Below are 24,907 nucleotides of genomic sequence, written 5' to 3' on the forward strand. Positions count from 1 at the left end.
TTTACCCGACTAGCGAATAAAGGAAAGTCTCAATACCAAGATCGCGTTATGCAATATCTTCCACTAAGTTCAGTTCATTCCGCATAAATTCACGTAATTTGAATTTTTGTGCCTTGCCTGAAGCGGTCATTGGGAACTCAGTAAAGAAGCGGACATAACGTGGTACTTTGTTATGCGAGATAAGTTCCGCACAGTAACGACGAATGCTTTCTTCCGTGGTTTCATGGTGTTCATGCAAAATAATGCAGGCACAGAGTTCTTCACCATAACGTGCATCTGGTAGACCAATCACCTGTACATCGCTGACATCTGGATGGGTATATAAGAAGTCTTCAATTTCTTTCGGGAACAGGTTCTCACCACCACGAATCACTACATCTTTAATACGACCTTTGATTTTTACAAAGCCGTCATCGTCCATTTCTGCGATGTCACCGGTATGCATCCAACGTGCGTTATCAATGACTTCTTGGGTTTTCTCGCCATCTTCCCAGTAGCCCAACATGACTGAATAACCACGTACACAGAGTTCACCCAGCTTGCCACGCGGCACGACTTTACCCGCTTCATCGACAATCTTAATTTCCAAATGTGGATGTACGCGACCTACCGTTCCAACACGTTGTTCAACTGTATCGCTGGTCGAGCTTTGTGCGCTCACAGGTGCAGTTTCGGTCATGCCATAACAAATGGTAATTTCCGTCATGTGCATACGTTCCATGACGCGTTGCATAATTTCACGCGGACACGGGCTACCCGCCATAATGCCTGTGCGTAAGCTGCTTAGGTCAAAGTCATTGAACTGTTCATGCTCTAAGGTCGCAATGAACATGGTTGGCACACCATACGCCGCGGTACATTTCTCTTGCTGAATGGCTTTTAAAGTATCTAAAGGATTAAACACCGCTGAAGGATAGACCATGGTTGAGCCATGCGTGATGCAGGCTAAATTGCCCATGACCATACCAAAACAATGGAATAACGGTACTGAAATGCACACGCGATCTTGCGGGCTTAAGTGAATGGCTTCACCGACAAAATAACCATTATTTAAAATGTTATTGTGGGTCAGCATGGTGCCTTTCGGGTTGCCTGTTGTGCCCGAAGTAAACTGAATATTAATGGTTTCATCAAACTGCAATTCACTCGCAACCGCTTCTAAGCTGTCGAGTTGCTTGGCTGATGGTTGTACCAAAAGATCTTGAAAACGATGAATGCCTGTATGCGGAGCATCATCAATTTTAATTACATGTTTTAAATGAGGTAAGCGTAGTGCATTTAAGATTTTATCTTCAGCTTCTTGCAGCTCAGGTGCTATCTTAGTCAAAAGCTCTTGATAATTTGTGGTTTTAAATTGCGAGGCAATGACCAAACCTTTACACGACACCTTATTCAGCACGTATTCTAACTCGTTGCTTTTATAGGCAGTATTTAGGTTAACCAAAATAATGCCTGCTTTAAATGCAGCAAATTGAGTAATGGTCCATTCCACACAATTGGGTGACCAAATGGCAAGGCGATCGCCTTTTTTAAATCCCAGCTTAAGTAAGCTACAAGCCAGTGCATTTACCTGAGCTTGTAGCTCTTTGTAGCTTAAGCGTACATTCTGATGCACACTGACCACAGCATCCTGATCTGCATATTGCGCACATGCCTGATCAAATTTTTCACCAATGGTCATGCCCAGTAAAGGTTGACTGCTGGTTCCATACGCATAACTTAACCGTACCTGTGTCATTTGAATCACTCTCCTTGATTCTTTGTAATTCTGATTCTTACTGTTTTATTTTGATCACACGGATTACTTTGTACGCGATTCCCTATTTTGCATATAAGACTATTTAATTACGCTCCTGTAATTGCACAGCTTGTACACAAAAATCTGCAACCTGCTTCACAAAATAATCTTTGTAGTTTTGATCAAACATCACATTACGAGATGGATTTAAAGGCTCAATTACGACGAAAGTCATACTTCCGACAATGCATAACGCCACCGTATTTAAGTCTTCAAAACCAAACTCGCCATTGACTTTCCCTTCGGCAAGAATCTCGTTAATGCTTTGCTTGATCAATTGTTTACTGCGAAAACGCTCATGTTCAATAATTGGATCTACAGGTTCGAACATGAGTGAATACGACAGTTGAGGACTATTCAATGCCCGCTTAACAAAGATGGTGACTGCCTTATGTAATTTTTGCTGTGCTGTAAATCCTTCGCTACTCGCAATGGTATTCAGAATATGAATCTCATGCTGAATCGCTTCAGACAACACTTCAATTAAGACTTCACTTTTATTGTCAAAATAGCGGTAAACCAAGCCACTGGATACGCCTGCACGTTCCGCAATCGCCTGAATTTGGGCATCCTTAAATCCCCCTTGAGCAATAAGTTCTCGCGCAGATTGCAAAATCGACTGTCGATTTTGTTCCATTCGCTCTTGCATCAATGTCGATCTTTTATAACTCATAATCTTATTCTCATCCAGATAAAATGAATTGTAAATCATTTTGTGAATTTTAGTTCACTTTTTTAAAAAATAGATGTATTGTAAAACTACAAGCACAACAACAATGCTTATTGGACAACAAATATAACCTCAGGATGAACAGCATGAACGCACACGTTCCATTACAACTCAGTCTACAAACCTTAAGTTTCGGTTTGGACGAAACATTGATCGCACTGCGTGATTCAGTTGCTGCATTTTGTGCAAAAGAGATTGCACCAATTGCGCAGCAAGTAGATCGTGACAATGTCTTCCCTGCTCACCTTTGGAAGAAAATGGGTGATATGGGCTTACATGGTCTAACAGTGAGTGAAGAATATGGTGGTTCTAACCTCGGTTATTTAGCGCATATTATCGTTATGCAAGAAATCTCACGTGCATCTGCCGCTATAGGATTGTCTTACGGGGCACATTCTAACCTATGTATCAACCAAATTAAGCGAAATGGTAACGAAGAACAAAAACAACGTTACTTGCCTAAGCTTATTTCGGGTGATTATGTCGGTGCATTAGCCATGTCTGAACCCAATGCTGGCTCGGATGTAGTGAGCATGAAGTTAAAAGCGGAAGAACAAGGCGATCATTATGTATTAAACGGTTCAAAAATGTGGATCACCAACGGTGGTGATGCCGATGTATTAGTTGTCTATGCCAAAACGGATTTACAGGCTGGTCCTAAAGGCATGACCGCCTTCCTGATTGAAAAAGATATGCCTGGATTCAGCCACGGTAACCATCTCGATAAATTGGGTATGCGCGGTTCAAATACTTATCCCCTGTTTTTTGACAACGTGAAAGTGCCAAAAGAAAACGTATTGGGTGGTGTCGGTAATGGCGTAAAAGTGCTGATGAGCGGTCTAGATTATGAACGTGCGGTCCTCAGCGCTGGTCCTCTTGGCATTATGGATGCTTGTATGGACACCGTGATTCCTTATATTCACGATCGCAAACAGTTTGGTCAGGCACTTGGTGAATTCCAGCTCATGCAAGGCAAAATTGCCGATATGTATTCAACTTGGTTGGCCTGTAAAGCACTGGTATATGCAGTAGGTGCTGAATGTGACAAAGCGGAGCATAGTCGTAGCCTGCGTAAAGATGCTGCCAGCGCTATTCTTTATGCTGCGGAAAAAGCCACGTGGATGGCGGGTGAAACTATTCAAGCCTTAGGTGGAAACGGTTATATCAATGAATTTTCAGCAGGACGTTTATGGCGTGATGCGAAACTTTATGAAATTGGTGCAGGGACTTCGGAAATCCGCCGTATGTTAATCGGTCGTGAATTATTTAACGAAACTGCTTAATCCCTTTTGCCCAATTTATACAAGGAAGTTTCTATGAATCCATTACAAACCCAAATGCATAGTGATCATGATGAGTTTAATCTGGTACACATGCCAAAACAGAGCAATCAGCAGATTACGTTTGCAAGCCAAGGCTCAGATTTAAATCAGCTGAAAAGCAAAATTAACAGTCGTAGTGATGAATTTAAAAATAATCAGGCGACTATGCTGAATCTGGTGCAGGATTTAAAGCAAATCAGCCAGAAAATTGCCTTAGGTGGTGGTGAAAGTGCGCGTCAAAAACATATCGCTCGTGGCAAATTATTGGCGCGCGACCGTATTGATCAACTGATTGATGCTGGCACAGCTTTCTTGGAAATTGGGCAATTGGCTGCACATAAAGTCTATGCCGACGATGTCCCTGCTGCGGGCGTTGTGGCAGGCATTGGGCAAGTCAATGGTGTGACTTGTATGATCGTTGCCAATGATGCAACGGTCAAAGGTGGTACTTACTACCCGCTGACTGTGAAGAAGCACTTACGTGCACAGGAAATTGCAGAACAAAACCACTTACCTTGCATTTATTTGGTGGATTCAGGCGGTGCCTATTTGCCAATGCAAGATGAAGTGTTCCCAGATCGTGACCACTTCGGGCGTATTTTCTACAATCAAGCCCGTATGTCGAGCTTAGGCATTGCCCAAATTGCGGTGGTAATGGGTAGCTGTACCGCAGGTGGTGCTTATGTCCCTGCGATGTCAGATGAAACCATTATTGTACGGAATCAAGGCACCATTTTCTTGGGTGGTCCACCTTTAGTAAAAGCCGCGACAGGCGAAGTCGTGAGCAGTGAAGATTTGGGTGGTGGTGATGTCCACACTCGTCTTTCAGGGGTTGCAGACCATTTGGCAGAAAACGATGAGCATGCAATTCAAATTGCCCGCAATATCGTGGCGAACTTAAACATCAAACCGAATAAAACTGCTGAAGAGATTGAAGCACCACTTTTCCCTGCTGAAGAACTGTATGGCATTGTGCCAAGTGATACCCGTAAACCTTTCGATGTACGTGAAATTATTGCCCGTATTGTCGATGGTTCACGCCTAGACGAATTTAAAGCACGTTTTGGTACTACCCTAATTACAGGCTTTGCCAAAATTTATGGGATGCCAGTCGGCATTATTGCCAATAACGGCATTCTATTCTCTGAGTCAGCACAAAAAGGCGCGCACTTCATTGAACTGTGTGTGCAACGCAATATTCCTTTGTTGTTCTTACAGAACATCACAGGCTTTATGGTGGGTCGTCAGTATGAAAATGAAGGCATTGCCAAACACGGTGCCAAACTGGTGATGGCGGTTGCCACTGCGAATGTGCCTAAACTGACTTTGATTATTGGCGGATCGTTTGGTGCAGGAAACTATGGCATGTGTGGTCGTGCCTATTCCCCACGCTTCTTATGGACTTGGCCAAATTCACGCATTTCAGTGATGGGTGGTGAACAAGCGGCAAGCGTACTTTCGACCATTAAACGCGATCAAATTGAACAAAAAGGCGAATCTTGGTCTGCAGATGCAGAAGATGAATTCAAGCAACCGATTCGTGACCAATATGAACGTCAAGGTCATCCGTATTATGCTTCTGCACGTTTATGGGATGACGGTGTTATTGACCCTGCACAATCTCGTCAAGTCTTGGGTTTAAGTTTGGCAGCAGCACTGAGTGCGCCAATTCAGCCAACCAAGTTCGGCGTGTTCCGCATGTAAGGGGTGAAAAATGGACTATCAATTTTTACAACTCGAACAGCAACAGCAAGTGGCAACGGTTTGGATCAATCGTGCGGAACTACATAATGCCTTCAATACCACGGTGATTGAAGAATTATATGAATGCTTTCAACAGCTGAATGGACGTGATGATATTCGCGTGGTGATTTTAGCGGGTCGTGGCAAAAGCTTCTCCGCGGGTGCTGACTTAAACTGGATGAAGCAGGCTGGACAAGCCTCTCAAGCAGACAATGAAGCTGATGCTTTGAAACTGGCGAAAATGCTGCAAAGCTTGGCAACGCTAAAACAGCCGACCATTGCTCGAGTTCAAGGCATTGCCTTTGGTGGTGGTATGGGGCTCGCTTCTGCTTGTGACATCTGCGTGGCGAGTACGGATGCAAAGTTTGCGACGTCTGAAGTGCGTCTAGGTTTAGCCCCTTCTACCATTAGTCCTTATGTGATTCGTGCCATCGGTGCCCGTCAGGCTTCACGTTATTTCCTCACGGCTGAACGAATTACGGCTGAACAAGCCTTACAAATTGGTTTAGCCCATGAAGTTACCACGCCTGAATTACTCGATGCCAAAGTCGATGAAATTGTACAAGCCTTATTATTGGGTGGACCTGAAGCTCAAGCTGCATCGAAGCAATTGATTCAGATGGTGAATCAGCAAAGTGTGGATGAAAGTCTACTTTTGAAAACGGCACAACATATTGCCCATGTGCGCCAAGGCGAAGAAGCAAAAAATGGACTGAATGCTTTTTTAAACAAACATAGCCCAGCTTGGATCAAGGCAACGGCATAACAACAATAAGGACAGAACAATGTTTGAAAAAATTCTAATTGCGAACCGTGGTGAAATTGCCTGCCGTGTGATCCGTACTGCGAAAAAGTTGGGTATTGCAACGGTTGCAGTTTATTCAGATGCCGACGCGCAATCTCAGCATGTTAAACAGGCGGATGAGGCCATTTATATTAGTGAATCCCCTGCTGCACAAAGTTACTTACAGATAGACCGTATTATTCAAGCGGCTCTAACGACAGGCGCTCAGGCAATTCACCCTGGTTATGGTTTTTTATCTGAAAATGACCAGTTTGCAGAAGCCTGTGAAAAAAACAACATTACCTTTATTGGTCCACCAGTTGCTGCCATTTTAGCGATGGGCTTGAAAGCCACGTCTAAAGCATTGATGGAAAAAGCGGGTGTGCCACTCACTCCGGGTTATCACGGTACCAATCAAGATGCAGCTTTCTTAAAACAACAAGCTGACCAGATTGGCTATCCCGTGTTAATTAAAGCTAGCGCAGGTGGCGGTGGTAAAGGGATGCGTCTGGTGGAACGTGAAGCTGACTTTTTAAGTTCCCTTGCATCTTGTAAAAGTGAAGCCAAATCGAGTTTCGCCAATGATGATGTATTGATTGAACGCTATGTGATACAACCACGCCATATTGAAGTTCAGGTCTTTGGCGATACGCATGGCAATTATGTACACCTATTCGAACGTGATTGTTCAGTACAACGTCGCCATCAAAAAGTGCTGGAAGAAGCACCAGCACCGCTGATGCCACAGCATAAACTAGAGGCGATGCGCCAAGCTGCCATTGATGCAGCGCGTGCTGTCCATTATGTCGGTGCGGGTACTGTTGAATTTATTGTCGAGCAAGATGGTACGGCGTACTTCATGGAAATGAATACCCGTCTGCAAGTGGAACATCCTGTCACTGAAATGATTACAGGACAAGATTTGGTTGAATGGCAATTACGTGTAGCTTATGGTGAGCCATTACCGAAGCAACAACTTGAATTAGAGATTCAAGGTCATGCCATTGAAGCACGTGTTTATGCGGAAGAACCTGAAAAAGGTTTCTTACCTGCGATTGGTCAAATTAGCTATCTGCACTACCCAAATCAAAACCAAAATGTCCGCGTGGATAGTGGTATTGTCGAAGGCGATGAAATTACCACTTTCTATGATCCGATGATTGCCAAGCTGATCGTCTGGGGTGAAAACCGTGAAGCGGCATTGGTTCAAATGCACAATGCTTTAGGTCAATTTCATGTAGAAGGTTTAGGTAACAACATTGCATTCTTAGACCGAATCATCCGTTGTGATTCATTTAAAAATGCCAAACTGGATACCAACCTAATTCAACGTGAAGATGCATTCCTCATGAATGCTGAAGCAGCTTCATCTGAAACCATTGTTTCAGCGGCATTAATTGAATTGTTAAAACGCTTTCACCAGCAGCAAAAGTCGCATTCAGTCTGGTCTTCAGCACCCCTTTGGCGTGTCAATGTAAAGACTCAATACAGCGTTAAATTGCAGCTCAATCAACAAGCTATCGAGGTGCGCTTTACCGCAATTGATCACGGCTTTATTGCACACTATCAAGGTCAGGACTACCCACTTCAGGGTCAACTACTGGATGCACATTTAGCACAACTCAATCTGAATGGTCAGCAATCCAAAGTGGCATTTAGTGCAGATGCCGACCACCTTACGGTTTTCAAAGATGGTCAAACGCATAAATTTGCCTATGTACGTCCAACTTATGGCAATCAGGATGCACAGCAAAATGAAGGCAATTTAAAAGCGCCAATGCCGGGTGTGATTACTCAGGTCTTGATTGAAGCCAATGCACAGGTGAAAAAAGATGACATCCTGCTCACTTTGGAAGCCATGAAGATTGAATATGCAATCCGTGCGCCACGTGATGGTGTGATTACATCTGCCTATTTCCAACCGGGCGACCAAGTTAAAGCAGGTGATGAACTGGTGGAATTTCAGGCTTTAGCAGAGGAAGTGGCATGACTGAATTTGTGAAAATCGTTGAAGTCGGTCCGCGGGATGGACTTCAAAACGAGAAAACTCCGCTCACGCTTCAAGATCGTAAACAACTGATTCTGGACTTGATGCAAACGGGCCTCAAAGCGATTGAAGTCGGTTCTTGCGTGTCGCCGAAATGGGTACCGCAAATGGCATTGAGTGATGAACTCTATGCACAATTACCTAAAGATCCGAATATTCAATTTAGTTTGCTCACCCCAAACATGAAAGGCTTTGAATCTGCTCTGGCGGTAGGCTGTAAAGAGGTTGCGGTGTTTACCGCAGCTTCTGAGAGCTTTACGCAAAAGAACATCAATTGTTCGATTGATGAAAGTTTTGAAAAATTTGCCGATATTCTCAAAACTGCCAAAGAACATGACATCAAAGTTCGTGGCTATGTGTCTTGTGTGGTCGATTGCCCTTATGAAGGTGCAATTGATCCAAAACAAGTCAGCAAAGTGGTGACGCGTTTATTCGATATGGGCTGTTATGAAGTGTCTTTGGGTGAAACCATTGGGACAGCGACCCCAAATCGTGTCAAAACCATGTGGGACGCCTGTTTAAGTGAATTAGATGCCCAATTTATGGCAGGACATTTCCATAATACTTATGGCATGGCGATTGCCAATATTTACCAGTCACTTGAACAAGGCATTCGGATTTTTGATTCATCTATCGCGGGTTTAGGTGGATGTCCTTATGCCAAAGGTGCTTCAGGCAATGTTAGCACTGAAGATTTATTGTATTTACTGAATGGCATGGGCTTTGAAACAGGGATTCATGTTGAAGCCCTGATGCAAGCCAGTCAAAACATCAGTCAGCGTTTAGAGCGGAATAATCCTTCAAACTATGCCAATGCTTATTTGCAAACGCGTTGTGCTTGAACTAGAACTCCGACTAAAAAATCAGCCGCTCAATGAGCGGCTGATTTATTCTCAATTTAAATAAATTTGGCTTAATCCGCAGAGATATCTTCAAACAGTACAGAAGATAAATAGCGTTCACCGCTGTCAGGTAAAATCACCACAATGTTCTTGCCTGCATTTTCAGGACGAGCTGCCAACTGTGCCGCTGCTGCCATTGCTGCACCACAAGAAATACCGACTAAAATACCTTCTTGTGTTGCAGTTTTACGCGCCCAGTCAATCGCATCTTGGCTCGTAATCGTCACGACTTCATCGACTAAATCAAGATCCAAGTTTTTTGGAATGAAGTTTGCCCCAATGCCTTGAATTTTATGTGGTGCCGGTGTAATTGCTTCACCACGTTTGGTTTGACTAATAATTGGAGACTCTGCAGGCTCTACAGCAACCGAGTAAATTGGCTGGTTTTTCACTTTTTCAAAGAAGCGAGAAATCCCTGAAATGGTACCGCCAGTTCCTACACCTGCAACTAAAATATCGACTTGACCATTGGTTGCTGCCCAAATTTCAGGACCTGTTGTATCTTCATGAATTTGTGGATTGGCTGGGTTTTCAAATTGTTGTGGCAGGAAATAAAGCTCTGGTTGTTCAGTCGCTAAACGTACCGCTTCATCAACCGCGCCTTTCATGCCTTTTGCCGCTTCCGTCAGCACCAAGTTAGCCCCCAATGCTTTGAGGACTTTACGACGTTCAATACTCATGCTGGCTGGCATGGTTAAAGTAATGTCATAACCTTTTGCCGCAGCCACAAAGGCCAACGCAATTCCTGTGTTCCCACTGGTTGGTTCGACAATATGCATGCCCGCCTTTAACACACCACGCTTTTCAGCATCGGCAATCAGTGCGGCACCAATACGACATTTCACAGAAAAAGCTGGATTACGGCTTTCAACTTTGGCAAACACATTTGCACCACCTGAAATGACACGATTAATGCGAACCATTGGCGTGTTACCAATTGCTTCAGCATTATTGCTATAAACCGCGATACCTAAATTATTTGGTGTTGGAAAGGCTGAATCAGTACTCATGTTATATCCCTAAGTTTATTGACTATTTATAACTGAATCATGATACAACCAATTTTGCTGAAATACAGATGGCACTGAGCATTTTCTGTAGATTTCGTTTTAAAACCTTCTTTGTGAAAATCTAGAGTTCGGCATTTCCCTATGCCGTTTTCAGTTTAAGCTTCTAAAACTGTTTGGTTCCATTGTTCAAGCACAGAAACCGCTGCAGTAAAATCCATCTGCTCCGCTTGAGCTTTCGGAATTTCCTTAAACAGGGCTTGAATACTTTCAAAAATCGGCACGTTTGCATCCTGCTGTTGCGCTAAATCCAAGCCAATTCCAATATCTTTTTGCAATAAATTCAAGGCAAAAGTTTTGGGAAAACTACGGTTCAACACCTTCTGCGCCATGATGGAATCAGACACGGTACTTTTACCACTAGAATGATTGATACAATTCAATGCTGCTGAAACATCAACCTGTTGTTGCTTCAGAATGGTCAGTCCCTCCGCCAAAGCCCATAAATGAGTTGCCATCAGCACATTATTCACGGCTTTCACCGCAAAGCCTGAACCGCTACAGCCGACATATTCAACCAAGCCTGAAAATGCTGAAATGATGGGCAATGCGCGTTGGTAGGCGTGCTCATCACCACCCAACATCACCGTTAAAGTACCACGTTCCGCGCCGATGGTTTGACCCGACACAGGTGCATCTAAATAAGCAACCTGATTTTGCTGAAGCTGATGCGATAACTTACGTGCTGAATCTGGTACACCACTGGTACAGTCAATCCAGATACTGCCTGCTTTTGGCGGATATTGTGCAATTAACTGTTCAACATCCGCACTGGTCGGCAAGCAAGAAAATATAAAATCGGCTTGCACGGCTTGTTCTAAACTCACAGCGTGTGTACCAAATTGCTGTGCATGTTGTTCTGCTTTTTCAGTCGTTCGGTTCCAGACATACACAGGTAAACCGAGTTTTGGTAGATGGGAAGCCATATGCCAACCCATCGCACCTAATCCAATAAAAGCAATACTTTGATTCAATTTCTTTCTCCATTCAGGCGCATTAAGAGCCTTGTGCCACACTGCTGTTTACTTCACTGTCCACGCCTTGCGCCTTGGTGACCGTTTCTTCACCACGGTTCAGGAACAAATTCAGTAGAATTGCCGCCAGTGTTGCAGTACCAATGCCACCCAAGTCAAATGAACCAATGTGTAAGCTGAAATTCCCTGCACCCATAATTAAACTTACGGCTGCAATTATTAAGGTGCTGTTTTGCGTGAAATCAACTTTGTTATCCACCCAGATTTTTGCCCCAGCCACGGTAATCAAACCAAAGACCACAATGGATGCACCGCCTAATAATGCCACTGGAATCGTGCTGATCACCGCCCCGAATTTTGGTGACAAGCCCAGTAAAACAGCGAAGATCCCTGCAACCACAAAAATGGTGGTGGAATACACTTTAGTCACAGCCATCACACCAATATTTTCCGCATAAGTGGTCATGCCTGTACCACCAACCGAAGCAGATAAAGAAGTACACACACCATCAGCGAAGAAGGCACGCCCCATATACGGCGACAGGTTTTTTCCTGTCATGGCTGAAACCGCTTTGAAATGCCCCAAGTTTTCAGCAACCAAAATAATCGCGACAGGTGCAATCAGTAACATAGCATTGGCATTAAACACAGGTGCATGGAATGTCGGCAGGCCAAACCACGCAGCGTTGCCAATGATTGAAAAATCAATTGGTTTCCCGAACCCCATCACATTGGCAAGCAAGAAATACACGAAATAAGAAGAACAAAGCCCAAGCAGCAACAATAAACGTCGCACCATGCCACGCGTAAAGACCGCAACCGCACTAATGCACACAATGGTAATAACCGCCATCCACGTATCGAATGTATTGGCAGAAACACTCTTAATCGTAATCGGTGCGAGGTTCAAACCAATGATCATCACAATCGCGCCCGTCACAATCGGTGGCATCAACTTTTCAATCCAGCCTGTTCCCGTTTTCATAACCACAAGACCAATCCCAGCATACACCAGACCACAGGCAATGGTTCCGCCAAGCGCGAGCGCCAAGTTGGGATTTGAACCTACACCGCTATAGCCTGTTGCCGCAGCAACTGCCCCAATAAAGGCGAAACTCGACCCGAGATAACTCGGCATGCGTCCACCCGTCATCAGGAAGAATAAAATGGTGCCAATCCCCGTAATGAAAATGGTTAAGTTGGGATCGAAACCCATCAGTAAGGGGGCCAGTACCGTTGCCCCAAACATGGCAAAGGCATGTTGTAAGCCAAGCACGATACTGCGTCCGACTGGGAGATATTCGTCAATTTGAACAGGGGTTGTATCTAAGTCGCCTTGGTAAGGCTTAAATTTTGGAAACCACGATTGTTTTTCTTGCATGGGTTTCCCCTCCTTCTCATAGGATTTGTTCTTTAGCACATACGGTGTGGTTCACAATAAGCACGGTTAAAATACATCAACGCATTTAAGCCTTGATTGTGTTGAATTGCTTTGACCTGACAGAACAAAACATCATGACTTCCGACACTCATGCTTTGTACAATTTCACAGTCGAAACTAATCAAGGCATCTTGCAAAACAGGTGCCTGCGTGGCGAGCGTTTCCCATTGCCCCGCAGCAAAGCGTTCTGGCATAGGTGTTTTGCCACCAAATACATTGGAAAGTGCCATTTGATGTGAAGCCAAAGTATTTACACATAACACTTTATTTTCTTTAAAGGTCTCAAATACCGAAGCTGAACGATTCAGGCAGACCAACAAGGTTGGTGGTGTATCGGTTACACTACAAACGGCGGAGGCAGTAAAACCTGCAACACCTGCGGGTCCATAAGTGGTAATAACATTCACCGCAGCACCCAGATTTGACATGCCTTCACGAAAGGCTTTTTGATCGACATCCGTATGTGTGGTTTTTTGCGTATTATAGATGTGTTCTAAACATTCTTCTTTCATCAAACTTTTCAGTAATTCTGCATTCATGTTTATTCTCCTGTTGGGGCTAATCTCGCTACTGCCTAAGCCGTAGCGACATGGGCAACACTGGCAATTTCGACGAGAGCATCTGGTTTTACCAAACCCGCCTGAATACAGTAGCGGGCAGGTTTATCCCCTGGGAAATACTCGGCATAGACTTGATTGATCGCAGCATAATCCGCCCAATCTTTGACAAAAATATGGTTGAAGGTCACATCATCCATACTGCCGCCCGCTTCTTTCAAAACTGATTGAATGGTTTCTAAAATGTGTCGTGCCTGTGCTGCGGCATCGCCGACATGCACCACATTGTTATTTTCATCAAAAGCCAATGTGCCAGAGACATATACAATGTTGTCTGCCTTGGTTGCTGGAACATATGGCGCTAAAGGTTTTGAGGTTCCTGCTGGAATAATGACTTGTTTAGGCATGTTGAGCGCTCCGTATTAGGCAGATTTTGCAAGTTGGTCGGTATTAGGAACAAAGGTATCAATAAAACTTTGTGTATCGGACACCCAGCCAAAGAAGGTTTTAATGTTGTAGAGACTCGCCGCTTGCATTTCTGCTGGACCCGCCTGATAACACGCATCTTTTAATGCCACGCCAAAGTACTCGAGGAAAAAGCCATCTCTTAAGGTCGATTCCACACAAACATTGGTTGCAATACCCACGAAAACCAAATTACGGATACCACGGGCGCGTAACATGCTGTCTAAAGCGGTATTGAAGAAACCACTGTAGCGAGGTTTTTCAATCACAATATCTTGCGCTAAAGGTTGTAATTCATCGATCAGCTCAAAGTCCCAACCGCCTTTCGCCAGTAATTTGCCTTGAAGTTCAGGCTGCTTACGCATGGTTTTGAGCGCATTGGATTTATGGAAATTCGGTGAGCCGCGTCCTCCCGCTTCGACATATTGATCATCCCAGCCATTTTTAAAGTAAATCACTTGAATATTGGCTGCATGTGCGGCTGCTACTGCTTTTTTAATGTTCTGCACCACAGGTTGAGTCGTTGAAACATCAAAACCTGCCAAATCCAGATAGCCACCAATGGAGGTATAGGCATTTTGCATATCAATCACAATTAAGGCGGTTTGTTCAGGTGCAAACTGAATGTTTTCAGGCTCTGCCTTTAAGGTTTTGCCTTGACCTGTAGCTTCAGTAAAATCACTAATCACAATAGGTGTATTGATTTGGCTCATGCTGATTTCTCCAAAACTGTTACTGGTGCTTGTTCCGCTAGATCCATCACTACGTTCTGACGACATTGCATGAGGGGTTGGATCTTTTGACCAAAATCTTCTACACCCTGAACAAAATCGTCAAAAGTTAATAAAATGCCTTCCGTCCCTTTGATTTCACCAATTTCATCCAACATCGCGGCTACTTTTTCATAAGAACCGACCAATGTTCCCATATTGATATTGACTGGAGAAACGCTAGAGGCCATTTGGCGAATATTGGTATCGGTCCCTGAAGTTGTGTCTTTTCCGCCCTGATTCATCAGCCAGTTAATCGCTTCCATGTCAGCACCATCGTTATAGCTCTGCCATTTTGCAAATGCTTCTTCATCGGTTTCTGCGGCAATCACCATAAACAACACATAGGTTTGAACATCACGTCCTGTTTTATCGGTATGTGCTTTTAAGCGGTCATTGATTTCTGCATAAGCCGTTGGTGTATTAAGTCCCTTACCAAAAACAAAGTTGTAATCTGCATATTCAGCAGAGAACGCGAGTCCTGTATCCGATTGACCTGCACAAATAATTTTCATATCTGCTTGTGGCGTTGGACTGACACGACAATCATTCATTTCAAAGTGTTCACCTTTGAAATCTGACTTGCCTGTAGCCCAAAGTTCACGAAGAATTTGTACATATTCAGATAAATACTCATAGCGTTTGCCAAAGTATTCATCTCCTGGCCACATGCCCATTTGTGTATATTCAGGCGCTTGCCAGCCTGTCACGACATTTAAACCAAAACGACCATTGGAAATAGAATCGATGGTCGATGCCATACGCGCCACAATTGCAGGCGGCATAACCAAAGTTGCGGCAGTTGCATAAATTTTGATTTTGCTGGTAACCGCAGCTAAACCAGCCATGAGGGTGAACGTTTCTAAGTTATGATCCCAAAATTCAGTTTTGCCACCGAAGCCACGCAACTTGATCATGGACAAGGCAAAATCAAAACCATAATGCTCGGCACGTTGTACAATTTTCTTGTTCAATTCAAAGCTCGGCATGTACTGCGGTGCATTCTCAGAGAGTAACCAGCCGTTGTTCCCGATTGGGCAAAAAACACCTATTTTCATGTATTGCATCCTCATTCAATCATTCAACAACTCAAAATTTATTTCCGACTATTTTTTAGAAAATAAATTTATTAATTCTTGATTTTATGATTGCATGGAGTGTGCCAACTTATTATATATTAATAATATCAATAGTTTAAAATCATTATAAAATTTATGTATTTTACCAAAGGGTAAATTTGTTATTTTTCACCTGCACTTTTTTTGTGAGTCATGATCTAAATTTGTGCACTTTTTTGACCAAATGGAAAAATAAATAAAATAAAAAAGGCACTAACTAAACCGTGCCTTTTTTAATCTTGATAAAAAATTTTCTGATGCTATGGATGAATCTCGTCTATTAACTCGCCGCTAAATTTTCAACAGGTTTCTTGAGTAGTTTTTCCAAGAGTAATACATTGAATGTTTCAGCTTGCGAGACCGTTACCGCATGTGCACCATGCGCTAGAACATCCAATTCAGCATGTGGAAAGACCTGTTTTAATTGAGAACTTTGTTGATACGGCACCAAAAAATCATCTTCCGTCGCGATTAAATACAGTGGAATCTTATTCAGACTGGAAATCGTTTCAGCCTTCAGTTCATAATTCATTAAAGCTTTGAGTCGAGTGAAGACATTCAGTAAAGGTGGAAACTTCTCAATCTGTTGATTTTCCTGTAAATATAAAGTCGAAATATGTGCTGAAATCCATGCTGGCGGATATAAAAACAAGGCTTGCGCTCGAACATAGGCTTCTACACCTGCATATTGCAATAATGATATACGGGTCTTGAAACACTTCTCTGTATGCGCATCTAAATGTGCCCAACCATTGATGATAGTTAAGGACAACATGGTTTTCTCCGTTTTTTCCAGCAAAACAGCCAGTTCTGCACCAATGAAACCACCCAAAGCATGCCCGATAAAATGAAATTCATGGATGTTTAATATCGCTAATAAGTCTACGACCTGTTTGGCTAAATGGGTCATCGTGTAGTTTTCATCAAGGATTGCCGCATTTTTATGACAACCTTCTTGGTCATAAATCACCACATGAAAATGTTGCTGTAACGCTTCAATTTGCGGCGTCCAAAATTGTCCGTGTCCGCCTAAACCTGAAGATAGAACTACATATTCAGCGTGTAATTTTTGTGAAGGAAAAACCTGATACTGCATCATGATGTACCTTGAACAGGGAAAGTATTGGCTTGAATTCAGCAAAAAATATGCCCATTCCCTTTTCCTTGGTTTTATTCAGTCAGTTTCGGCAAGGTTGATGTCGAATGACCATGTAGGATTCAGATACGATCTGTTACATGCTTTATGTTCTAATTAGCAGCAAAAGCATTTGTATTCTTAGGCAAGATTGAACAAAATAATCTCCGAAACATGGTTCATAGGAATAACAATGTCCAATAAAGGTTATCGCCAATTTTATCGTCAACTCACACAGAAAATTCTAAATAAAGTCGTGAGTCCACAAGTATTAGGCACGACCTCTGAACTTGAACAACAATATTCTGTTTCGGCCAACGGCAATCCTATTTGCTATGTTTTGCAAGATGCCTCTCTCAGCAATACCGTGCTGATTGATCATGAAGCCCAAAAAAGACAACTGCCTTCGGTCTATCAGCCGTTACGGCTTGGTACAGTACAAGAAGAAGATTCTATTTTGGTTTTGAATGAAAAGAATCATTTGAAACAGGGATTACATTACCCAGCCAAACTCATTCGCTTGATTGAACTACTGGAAAAGCATCCAGAATTCGATTTAGATTTGGTTCCAGTCACCATGTTGTGGGGACGTGCGCCTGAGTATGAAGACTCTTGGTATAAGGCGTTATTTGCCGATGCTTGGTCAACCCCTTCTCCGTTAAAGCAAGCGATGAATATTTCCCTGTATGGTCGCGAAAATTATCTCGAATTTCACAAGCCGCTGTCTTTGCGTAAGCTCATGACTGAAGCTAAAGAGTTAAGTCCTAACTTCTCGCCTGCGCATCATGTGATGAAGCAGTTGAATGCCAACTTTAACAAATATAAAGAAGCCATTTTAGGCCCCGATTTATCCGACCGTCGTAACGTCATTAACAACTTGATAATCAGTGATGTCATCAAACAAGCGATTCGTAAAGAAAGTATTGCTGAAAATATCAGTATGTTTGAAGCAGAAAATCGCGCGCGGCACTATCTCACAGAAATTGCCTCTGATTTCTCATATTCTACTTTGCGCTTCGGTTATCTGGCTTTAACTAAATTATGGACGCAACTCTATGATGGGATTGAGGTGCATAACTTCGATACGGTGCGCGAGTTGGCCCAAGACTATGAAATTGTGTATACCCCATGTCACCGTAGTCATATCGATTACTTGTTACTGTCGTATGTGATTTTTAATCGTGGCTTGATGGTGCCACATATTGCGGCGGGGATTAACCTCAATCTTCCAGTGGTTGGTCAATTGTTCCGTGGTGCTGGGGCTTACTTTATCCGCCGTAGTTTTAATGGCAACGAGCTTTATACCTCGGTCTTTAAAGAGTATTTACACAGTCTACTGATGCGTAATACACCTTTAGAATACTTTATTGAAGGTGGACGTTCGCGCACTGGTTTATTACTACCTGCGAAAAAAGGCATGTTGTCGATGACCATTCAAAGCCATCTCAGAGGAAACTCCAAACCAATTGCCTTTATTCCAACCTACTTTGGCTATGAAAAATTATTGGAAGGTACTTCCTATTTAAATGAGCTGAGTGGCAAACCGAAAGAAGCCGAATCGCTGTGGGGTATCTTAAGTTCAGCACGCAAAATTGAGAAAGTCTTTGGTCAAGTCTATGTCAACTTTGGTGAGCCTGTTTTTCTGGACGATGTATTAAAACAGCAAAATGCTGAACATCTGAGTCTGAATTTCAATGACAAATTGCCTCCTACAGTTGTAAATACGGTGGATCAAACAGCACAATCAATTTTAGAAAACATTAATAAAGCGGTGGTAATTAATCCAATTTCCATCATTTCCTTAATTCTATTAAATGCACCGCAACATCAACTCTCAGAAGCAGAGCTAACGACCACTCTTGATCAGTATCGAACACTGCTTGCGCAAAATCGTTATGATGATCGAATGATTATTTCTGAACTTTCTAGTGCTGAAATCATTCAATATGCCTTGAAATTAAAGCAGGTCGAGCTTCATACGCAAGATCAGGTCACATGGGTACGTGTTGCAGAAAGTCAAAAAATCTTATTGAGCTATTTCAGCAATAACATTCTGCACTGCTTTATTTTGCCTGCTTTGGTTGCCCGTATAATTCAACACTTTGGAAAAATCGAAGCACCTGAACTAATTGGCTTAGTTCAATCTTTATATCCATTCATTCAAGAAGAATTTTTCTTGAAATGGCAAACTGATGAAGTAGAAGCTCAAGTTGTGCGTATTTTAGAGCGTTTCGAGCATGATCAATGGATTGAGCGTCATGACAACCGAATCATACAACTCACAGACAACCCCGCTGGCTTAAAAACCCTTGCAGCATTGTCGGAACGTAGTCTTAATAACTTTGTGGTCATGCAAGGTCTGTTCTCTCAATATGCCCATACCCAAACATTCTCAGAAAAAGTTTTTGAGAAAATGGCGAAGGCCGTTTTACAACAATTGAGTCACAATCAAGTGATCACCCACGGCTACTATTTTGATAGTGCTACCTTAAAAGGCTACTTAACGACACTGAAAAAATTGGGCTTAGCTGAAGTTACCCGTGAGCACCTGCTACTAGCACCAGACTATGCACCACAAATGCAACGCCGTCTGGCTTGGTATGCACAAGATCATGAAGAAACATTTAACAAAGCCATGCAATTTAATGATAAAGAATTGAAACATTTTTACGAAAGTGTGAAGCCGAAAAAGAATTAACATAAGCTCTTCACACAGTATGTACATTGAAATCAATTTTCATACTGTGTGAAGAATTACTTATAAATAAATCTGATATTTGTTTTCATTAAAAACCATTGAGAATGAAAACTCTGATACATGTAATCTGCATTTTCTACTATTATAATAATACGCTGATTTAGTGAGGCGCTCTAATGGAAAATGATTTTGAAATTACATCTATGCGAAATTCAGCAGAGGATGTCGTGAGTATTTTAAAATCACTGGCGAATACAGATCGTTTACTGATTTTATGTCATTTAGCGAAAGAAGAACTGAACGTATCACAAATTGAACAAATTACGCATATTACCCAACCAACACTTTCTCAACAATTGATGATGCTACGCAAAAGCGATGTCGTCAGTACCCGACGTGATGGCAAGCAAATTTTTTACTCGATTAAAGATGAAAAATTAGTTCAAGTCCTCCAAACCCTCTATGAACTTTACTGCACCAAGCCTGCATTTAATTAAATAAAATCATTCGCCTACTTTTAGCTATGCCGCATATTTTTTGTGCATAATAGAGTTAAAGTTGCGATTTAGATCGGCACATGGCTCATTCAAAAAAAAGCGTCTTAAAATATTTGCCTGCATCGGCATGGTTGACTGGTTACACTGCCAGTAAATTCAAATCGGATCTTCTTTCCGCACTGATTGTCATTGCCATGCTGGTGCCGCAAGGTATGGCCTATGCCATGCTGGCTGGATTACCGCCCATTACGGGACTATATGCCAGTATTCTGCCGATGATTGTCTACGCACTGTTCGGCAGTAGTCCATCGCTGTCGATTGGTCCTGTAGCCATTATCTCCATGATGACCTTTGCTACACTCACACCATTTTATGCAGCAGGCTCTGAAGCTTATATTCAGGCAGCTTGCTTGCTTGCAGTCATGGTTGGGATCATTTCTTTTTTACTGGGGCTGTTCAAATTTGGTTTTCTCATCCAGTTGATTAGTCATCCTGTGATTCACAGTTTTATTATTGCCTCAGCGCTTTTGATTGCTTTAGGTCAAATCAAATTTTTACTGGATATCCCCCTTCAATCTAATAACATTCCAGAACTAAGCATTAGTTTTTATCACTATGTAAATCAAACACATTGGGGCACGTTACTGTTTGGTCTGGTTTCCATCCTATTTTTAATTTACTTGCCTAAATTACTGGGTTTAAGCCATATTCAACAACGTTTTCGCTTTGCCGGCTTCTTGGTTAAAGCCGTTCCCTTAATTTTGGTTGTTGGCTCAATTACTTTGGTTTCATTGTTTCAGTTAGATGATGTTGGGATTAAAACCGTAGGGGAAATTCCATATGGTTTTCCACCATTGAGCTTACCACACTGGAACTGGACACTTGTACTTCAACTCTTGCCTGGTGCAAGCATGATCGCGATGATCAGTTTTGTGGAATCACTGTCCATTGCTCAAGCGACTGCCTTACAACAACGTAGTGCATTAAATAGTAATCAGGAATTAATTGCCCTAGGACTTTCAAATTTAAGTGCGGGTCTCAGTTCGGCATTTCCCGTCACAGGCAGTCTGTCTCGTACAGTTGTAAATGCGGATGCGGGGGCAAAAACACCAATGGCAGGTATTCTATCTTCCTGTTTTATTGTGGTTGTGAGCTTATTTTTTACAGGTTTTTTCCAGAATTTGCCCCTCGCCATACTTGCTGCGACCATTATTGTGTCAATCTGGAAATTGGTAGATTTCAAACCATTCTTTGAAACATGGCACTATTCTAAAGCCGATGGCATTGCCATGTGGATCACCTTCTTTGGTGTTATTTTTATTGATATTTCCACAGGTCTGATTTTAGGCGTCATCTCAACCTTTCTACTCATGCTTTGGCGCATCAGTCGCCCTCATATGGTGGTAATTGGATTAGTCGAAGGCACACAACATTTCCGCAACCAGCAACGTTATCCTGTAAAAACGGTAGATTCCATTCTCTCACTGCGCATTGACGAAAGTCTGAACTTTTTGAATGCCAATAGCTTCAAAGACTTCTTTATTAATGCTCTGAGTGAAAAGAAAAACGTCAAATATGTCGTGGTGAATTGTTCGGGTGTCAGCCGGATTGATTACAGTGCTTTGGAAATGCTGGAAGAACTAGATTCGGAATTGCAAAAGCAAAATGTTGAATTGCACTTCTCTGAAGTCAAAGGCCCTGTGATGGATAAACTGATCCATTCCAAATTGTTTGAACGTTTAGATGGACGTATTCACCTCACCCATTATCAAGCGATACAAGCCTTAGATCCTGAATTTTTAAGCCCAGCTTGAAAAGCTAAGTAAATAATTACAAAGCTATTATTTTTATATAAATCTCTTGAAAAGCCATTTTTTGCAATAAAATTCGGTTTTTTCTCGATTTAAAACAGAAAATATCAACTTTAAAATGAATAATTTAGTTTTTATAGCAAAATATTTTTTAATCATTGTAAATTTTAGGTATAGAATTGCACACTTAATTTTAACCTCTGCCCTCGTAGTACTGACAAGGCTAGCCTATGTTTTCAGCTTTTGCGCGTTTAAGTTTAGTTACGCGAATTATCATTGCCATCATTCTGGGGATGGCTGTTGCCTTCACTTTCCCGAATGTGGCTCCTTATTTAAGCCTTTTAGGCGACTTATTCATTAAGGCACTAAAATCTGTCGCGCCAATTCTGGTCTTTGTTTTAGTGATGTCATCTATTGCTAACTTTAAAGTTGGACATAGTGCAAATCTTCGTCCGATTATGATCTTGTATGCTGTAGGCATGTTACTCGCTGCATTCAGTGCAGTTGCTGCAAGCCTGGCTTTCCCAAGTACATTGTTCTTGGATATTCCTGCGCAAGGTGATTTACAGCCACCTGGTAGCTTGGCTGAGATTTTAAAGAACTTACTTTTAAGTTTTATTGCCAACCCTGTGGTTGCAATTTCTAATGCTAACTTCATTGGTATTTTGGCATGGGCAATTGCGCTTGGTTTAGCCTTCCGTCATGCACAAGATTCAACCAAAGCGTTTATTTCTGATGCTGCTCACGCGGTAAATAGCGTTATCCGCATTGTCATTAACTTTGCACCGATTGGTATTTTTGGTTTGGTTGCCGTAACTTTTGCTGACGCTGGCTTAAAAACACTAGAAAGCTATGCCCAGTTATTGGCAGTATTACTTGGTACCATGGTGTTTGTTGCTTTGGTTATTAACCCGATCTTGGTCGCTTTGGTGATTCGTCAAAACCCATATCCGCTGGTTTTCAAATGTTTACGTGAAAGTGGTATTACGGCCTTCTTTACCCGTAGTTCTGCTGCAAACATTCCTGTTAACCTTGACCTCGCAAAACGCTTAGGCGTGAATGAAGCGACTGCAGGTGTTGCAATTCCATTAGGTGCAACCATTAATATGGCGGGCGCTTCAGTGACAATTACCGTACTGACATTAGCTGCTGTGAATACTTTAGGTATTTCAGTTGATTTAACTACAATGTTAATTTTATCTGTAGTCGCTTCTATTTCTGCGTGTGGTGCTTCGGGTGTTGCTGGTGGTTCTTTATTGTTAATTCCTGTGGCATGTGGTTTGTTTGGTATTTCTTCGGATATCGCGATGCAAGTGGTTGCTATTGGTATGGTCATCAGCGTATTGCAAGACTCGACTGAAACAGCTTTAAACTCATCTACTGACGTTTTATTTACAGCAGCAGTTGATCGCGCGGCGCGATAATATTATTTTATAAATAATAATTTAGACATTTCTTGGATGGTTGTATCACGATATGCCATTTCAAACTTTACCGTTTTGGATGCAACTCGGGGCATTCTTTCTTGCCATTAATGCAGGCATGATTAACGTACTCGGACTGGTGACTGTATTGCACCAGTCCGTTTCTCATATGACTGGGAATGTAAGTATGTTGTCGATGGCGCTAGTGCAATGGCAACCTGCAACGATTCTCTATCTAGTTCTAGTGATCCTGTGTTACGTGGCTGGGTCGTGCTATAGCGGACTGATTCTTGGAAATAGCAATTTCCAACTGGGACGCCGCTATGGTGTTCCACTGAGTCTAGTCGCCTTTTTCATTTTTATCTGTTGGTTGCTTTTGCCTTATTTGCCACGTTATGCGTTGTTATGGGCATGTGCTGCTATGGGTATTCAAAATGCCATGGTCAGTCACTACAAAGGCACCATTATTCGAACCACGCACCTTTCAGGTGTGTTAACTGACTTAGGACTGGCTTTAGGCTATCGTCTGCGTGGCTTAAAAGTCGGACAGAAACGAATAATTTTACATTTACTCATTTTATTTGGCTTTCTTATTGGTGGATTAGTTGCAAGCCTGATTTATCCTTATTTAAAATTAAATGCCTATCTGATTCCTGTCGGTTTAAGTTGCTGCTTAAGTCTGGTGTACTGGATCATTTACTTTCAATATCGTCATCATTAACCCTTTCGGAATTTATTATGGTTAAAAATGCATTGCAGGCTCAGTTGCTCAAAGCGGGTCTGGTAGACAACAAAAAAGCGAAAAAACTGTCGAAACAGGCAGTGCATGAGCAACGTACAGGGCAAAATGACGATGCCGAGATCAAAGCTAAAATTGCCAAAGATCAACAAGCGAAAATGGAAAAAGACCATACGCTAGAGCAAGAAAAGAAAGCCATCTTGCAAGAAAAAGAGCTCAAAGCGGCCATTGTGCAAATGATTCAACAGCACAAGATTAAAGATGCTGCGGGCGATGTTGCCTATCAATTTATTGATGAATCCAAAATCAAAAAAGTCTATTTACAGCAGCAAGTCTATAATGCGCTGGTGTCTGGTAGTTTAGTGATTGCCAAAGACCAAGACAGCTATGCCTATTTGCCAAAAGCACTTGCAGATCGTATTAATGAAAAAATGACAGGCTTCATCATTGTCAACAATTCTGAAAAGAATGAACAGGTCACTGATGAGGAAGATCCATATGCAGCTTACGTCATTCCAGATGATTTAATGTGGTAATCAAAAAAAGGCGTCTTTATGACGCCTTTTTTTAACTTTCTAAAAAATTATATTTAGAACTTCAAGGTCGCTTTTAGCACTGCCTGACGTGCATCCCCTTGTGAAACGGTCAAATGACTTACGCTTGTGGTGTAGCAAGACGTATTGAAGATAGTATTCAAATTGAATTTTAAGTTAACATCGTGATGGAAAACTCCATGATTTACCGCTTCACGTTGAACTAAAATCCTTAGAAATCCTCATTCCATGAGGGCTGGAAAATTACCTTGATATTTTATGACCTTTCTAAATTCGTTAGCGATACATTCTTTAAAATGTTGCGAAAATGTTACTCAAAAAGTAGTCGACT

21 protein-coding genes are annotated in these 24,907 nt (G+C 42.2%); 11 read left to right on the forward strand and 10 right to left on the reverse strand.

Annotated features, from left to right (window positions below):
* Nucleotides 1-46 precede the first annotated feature (46 nt).
* A complete protein-coding gene (locus tag ACWQ4X_RS05370) occupies nt 47-1,738 on the reverse strand; it encodes an AMP-binding protein (protein WP_457902980.1) in 1,692 nt (563 codons plus the stop codon).
* Between the two features lie 103 nt (nt 1,739-1,841).
* Complete coding sequence (locus tag ACWQ4X_RS05375; RefSeq protein ID WP_457902981.1) at nt 1,842-2,471, reverse strand: TetR/AcrR family transcriptional regulator; 630 nt, start codon at nt 2,469-2,471, stop codon at nt 1,842-1,844.
* Nucleotides 2,472-2,614: 143 nt separating this feature from the next.
* Here ACWQ4X_RS05375 and ACWQ4X_RS05380 point away from each other — a divergent pair, with 143 nt between their 5' ends.
* From ACWQ4X_RS05380 to ACWQ4X_RS05400, 5 genes are all read left to right on the forward strand, one after another.
* Complete coding sequence (locus ACWQ4X_RS05380; protein WP_457902982.1) at nt 2,615-3,811, forward strand: isovaleryl-CoA dehydrogenase; 1,197 nt, start codon at nt 2,615-2,617, stop codon at nt 3,809-3,811.
* A gap of 90 nt (nt 3,812-3,901) precedes the next feature.
* Complete coding sequence (locus ACWQ4X_RS05385; RefSeq protein ID WP_457903030.1) at nt 3,902-5,554, forward strand: carboxyl transferase domain-containing protein; 1,653 nt, start codon at nt 3,902-3,904, stop codon at nt 5,552-5,554.
* A 10-nt stretch (nt 5,555-5,564) separates the two neighbouring features.
* A complete protein-coding gene (locus ACWQ4X_RS05390) occupies nt 5,565-6,359 on the forward strand; it encodes an enoyl-CoA hydratase/isomerase family protein (RefSeq protein WP_457902983.1) in 795 nt (264 codons plus the stop codon).
* Nucleotides 6,360-6,378: 19 nt separating this feature from the next.
* Nucleotides 6,379-8,367 (forward strand): acetyl/propionyl/methylcrotonyl-CoA carboxylase subunit alpha, encoded by a 1,989-nt coding sequence (locus tag ACWQ4X_RS05395; RefSeq protein ID WP_457902984.1) that lies wholly within the window; start codon nt 6,379-6,381, stop codon nt 8,365-8,367.
* Nucleotides 8,364-9,266 carry a hydroxymethylglutaryl-CoA lyase gene (locus ACWQ4X_RS05400; protein ID WP_457902985.1) on the forward strand — a complete coding sequence of 301 codons (903 nt, stop codon included), beginning with the start codon at nt 8,364-8,366 and terminating at the stop codon, nt 9,264-9,266. Before ACWQ4X_RS05395 ends, ACWQ4X_RS05400 begins: the two co-directional genes overlap by 4 nt.
* 71 nt (nt 9,267-9,337) lie before the next feature.
* Here the strand turns inward: ACWQ4X_RS05400 and cysK are convergent, their stop codons facing one another.
* The 8 genes from cysK to rutD form a co-directional block, all read right to left on the reverse strand.
* Nucleotides 9,338-10,336 (reverse strand): cysteine synthase A, encoded by a 999-nt coding sequence (gene cysK / locus ACWQ4X_RS05405; RefSeq protein ID WP_100240831.1) that lies wholly within the window; start codon nt 10,334-10,336, stop codon nt 9,338-9,340.
* A 155-nt stretch (nt 10,337-10,491) separates the two neighbouring features.
* Nucleotides 10,492-11,367: an NAD(P)-dependent oxidoreductase gene (locus ACWQ4X_RS05410; RefSeq protein ID WP_457902986.1), complete on the reverse strand. Its 876-nt coding sequence runs from the start codon at nt 11,365-11,367 to the stop codon at nt 10,492-10,494.
* Nucleotides 11,368-11,389: 22 nt separating this feature from the next.
* The gene (gene rutG / locus ACWQ4X_RS05415) at nt 11,390-12,748 is read right to left on the reverse strand and encodes a pyrimidine utilization transport protein G (RefSeq protein ID WP_457902987.1); all 1,359 of its coding nucleotides are present in this window, start codon (nt 12,746-12,748) and stop codon (nt 11,390-11,392) included.
* A 32-nt stretch (nt 12,749-12,780) separates the two neighbouring features.
* Entirely contained in the window at nt 12,781-13,320 is a 540-nt protein-coding gene (rutF, locus tag ACWQ4X_RS05420; RefSeq protein WP_374528956.1) for an NADH-dependent FMN reductase RutF, read from the reverse strand.
* Nucleotides 13,321-13,382: 62 nt separating this feature from the next.
* On the reverse strand, nt 13,383-13,772 hold the full coding sequence (gene rutC / locus ACWQ4X_RS05425; protein WP_100240835.1) for a pyrimidine utilization protein C: 390 nt from the start codon (nt 13,770-13,772) through the stop codon (nt 13,383-13,385).
* A gap of 15 nt (nt 13,773-13,787) precedes the next feature.
* Nucleotides 13,788-14,543 carry a pyrimidine utilization protein B gene (gene rutB / locus ACWQ4X_RS05430; protein ID WP_457902988.1) on the reverse strand — a complete coding sequence of 252 codons (756 nt, stop codon included), beginning with the start codon at nt 14,541-14,543 and terminating at the stop codon, nt 13,788-13,790.
* Complete coding sequence (gene rutA, locus ACWQ4X_RS05435) at nt 14,540-15,658, reverse strand: pyrimidine utilization protein A (protein ID WP_161933861.1); 1,119 nt, start codon at nt 15,656-15,658, stop codon at nt 14,540-14,542. Before rutA ends, rutB begins: the two co-directional genes overlap by 4 nt.
* Nucleotides 15,659-15,998: 340 nt before the next feature.
* Nucleotides 15,999-16,814, reverse strand: coding sequence for a pyrimidine utilization protein D (gene rutD, locus ACWQ4X_RS05440; protein ID WP_457903031.1), 816 nt, complete (start codon nt 16,812-16,814; stop codon nt 15,999-16,001).
* Nucleotides 16,815-17,046: 232 nt separating this feature from the next.
* On the opposite strand from rutD, the gene plsB reads away from it, so the two are divergent.
* The 6 genes from plsB (at nt 17,047) to ACWQ4X_RS05470 (ending at nt 24,558) form a co-directional block, all read left to right on the forward strand.
* Nucleotides 17,047-19,551: a glycerol-3-phosphate 1-O-acyltransferase PlsB gene (plsB, locus tag ACWQ4X_RS05445; RefSeq protein WP_457902989.1), complete on the forward strand. Its 2,505-nt coding sequence runs from the start codon at nt 17,047-17,049 to the stop codon at nt 19,549-19,551.
* A gap of 176 nt (nt 19,552-19,727) precedes the next feature.
* Nucleotides 19,728-20,048 (forward strand): ArsR/SmtB family transcription factor, encoded by a 321-nt coding sequence (locus ACWQ4X_RS05450; protein WP_142768718.1) that lies wholly within the window; start codon nt 19,728-19,730, stop codon nt 20,046-20,048.
* An 80-nt stretch (nt 20,049-20,128) separates the two neighbouring features.
* Nucleotides 20,129-21,862, forward strand: a complete 1,734-nt coding sequence (locus ACWQ4X_RS05455; RefSeq protein WP_457902990.1) for a SulP family inorganic anion transporter — start codon at nt 20,129-20,131, stop codon at nt 21,860-21,862.
* A gap of 227 nt (nt 21,863-22,089) precedes the next feature.
* Nucleotides 22,090-23,283, forward strand: coding sequence for a serine/threonine transporter SstT (gene sstT / locus ACWQ4X_RS05460; RefSeq protein WP_457902991.1), 1,194 nt, complete (start codon nt 22,090-22,092; stop codon nt 23,281-23,283).
* A 52-nt stretch (nt 23,284-23,335) separates the two neighbouring features.
* On the forward strand, nt 23,336-24,004 hold the full coding sequence (locus ACWQ4X_RS05465; RefSeq protein ID WP_142768716.1) for a YoaK family protein: 669 nt from the start codon (nt 23,336-23,338) through the stop codon (nt 24,002-24,004).
* A gap of 17 nt (nt 24,005-24,021) precedes the next feature.
* Nucleotides 24,022-24,558 (forward strand): DUF2058 domain-containing protein, encoded by a 537-nt coding sequence (locus tag ACWQ4X_RS05470; protein WP_142768715.1) that lies wholly within the window; start codon nt 24,022-24,024, stop codon nt 24,556-24,558.
* Nucleotides 24,559-24,907 lie beyond the last annotated feature (349 nt).

It is taken from the genome of Acinetobacter sp. NigerLNRRAM0016 (genome assembly GCF_054112845.1).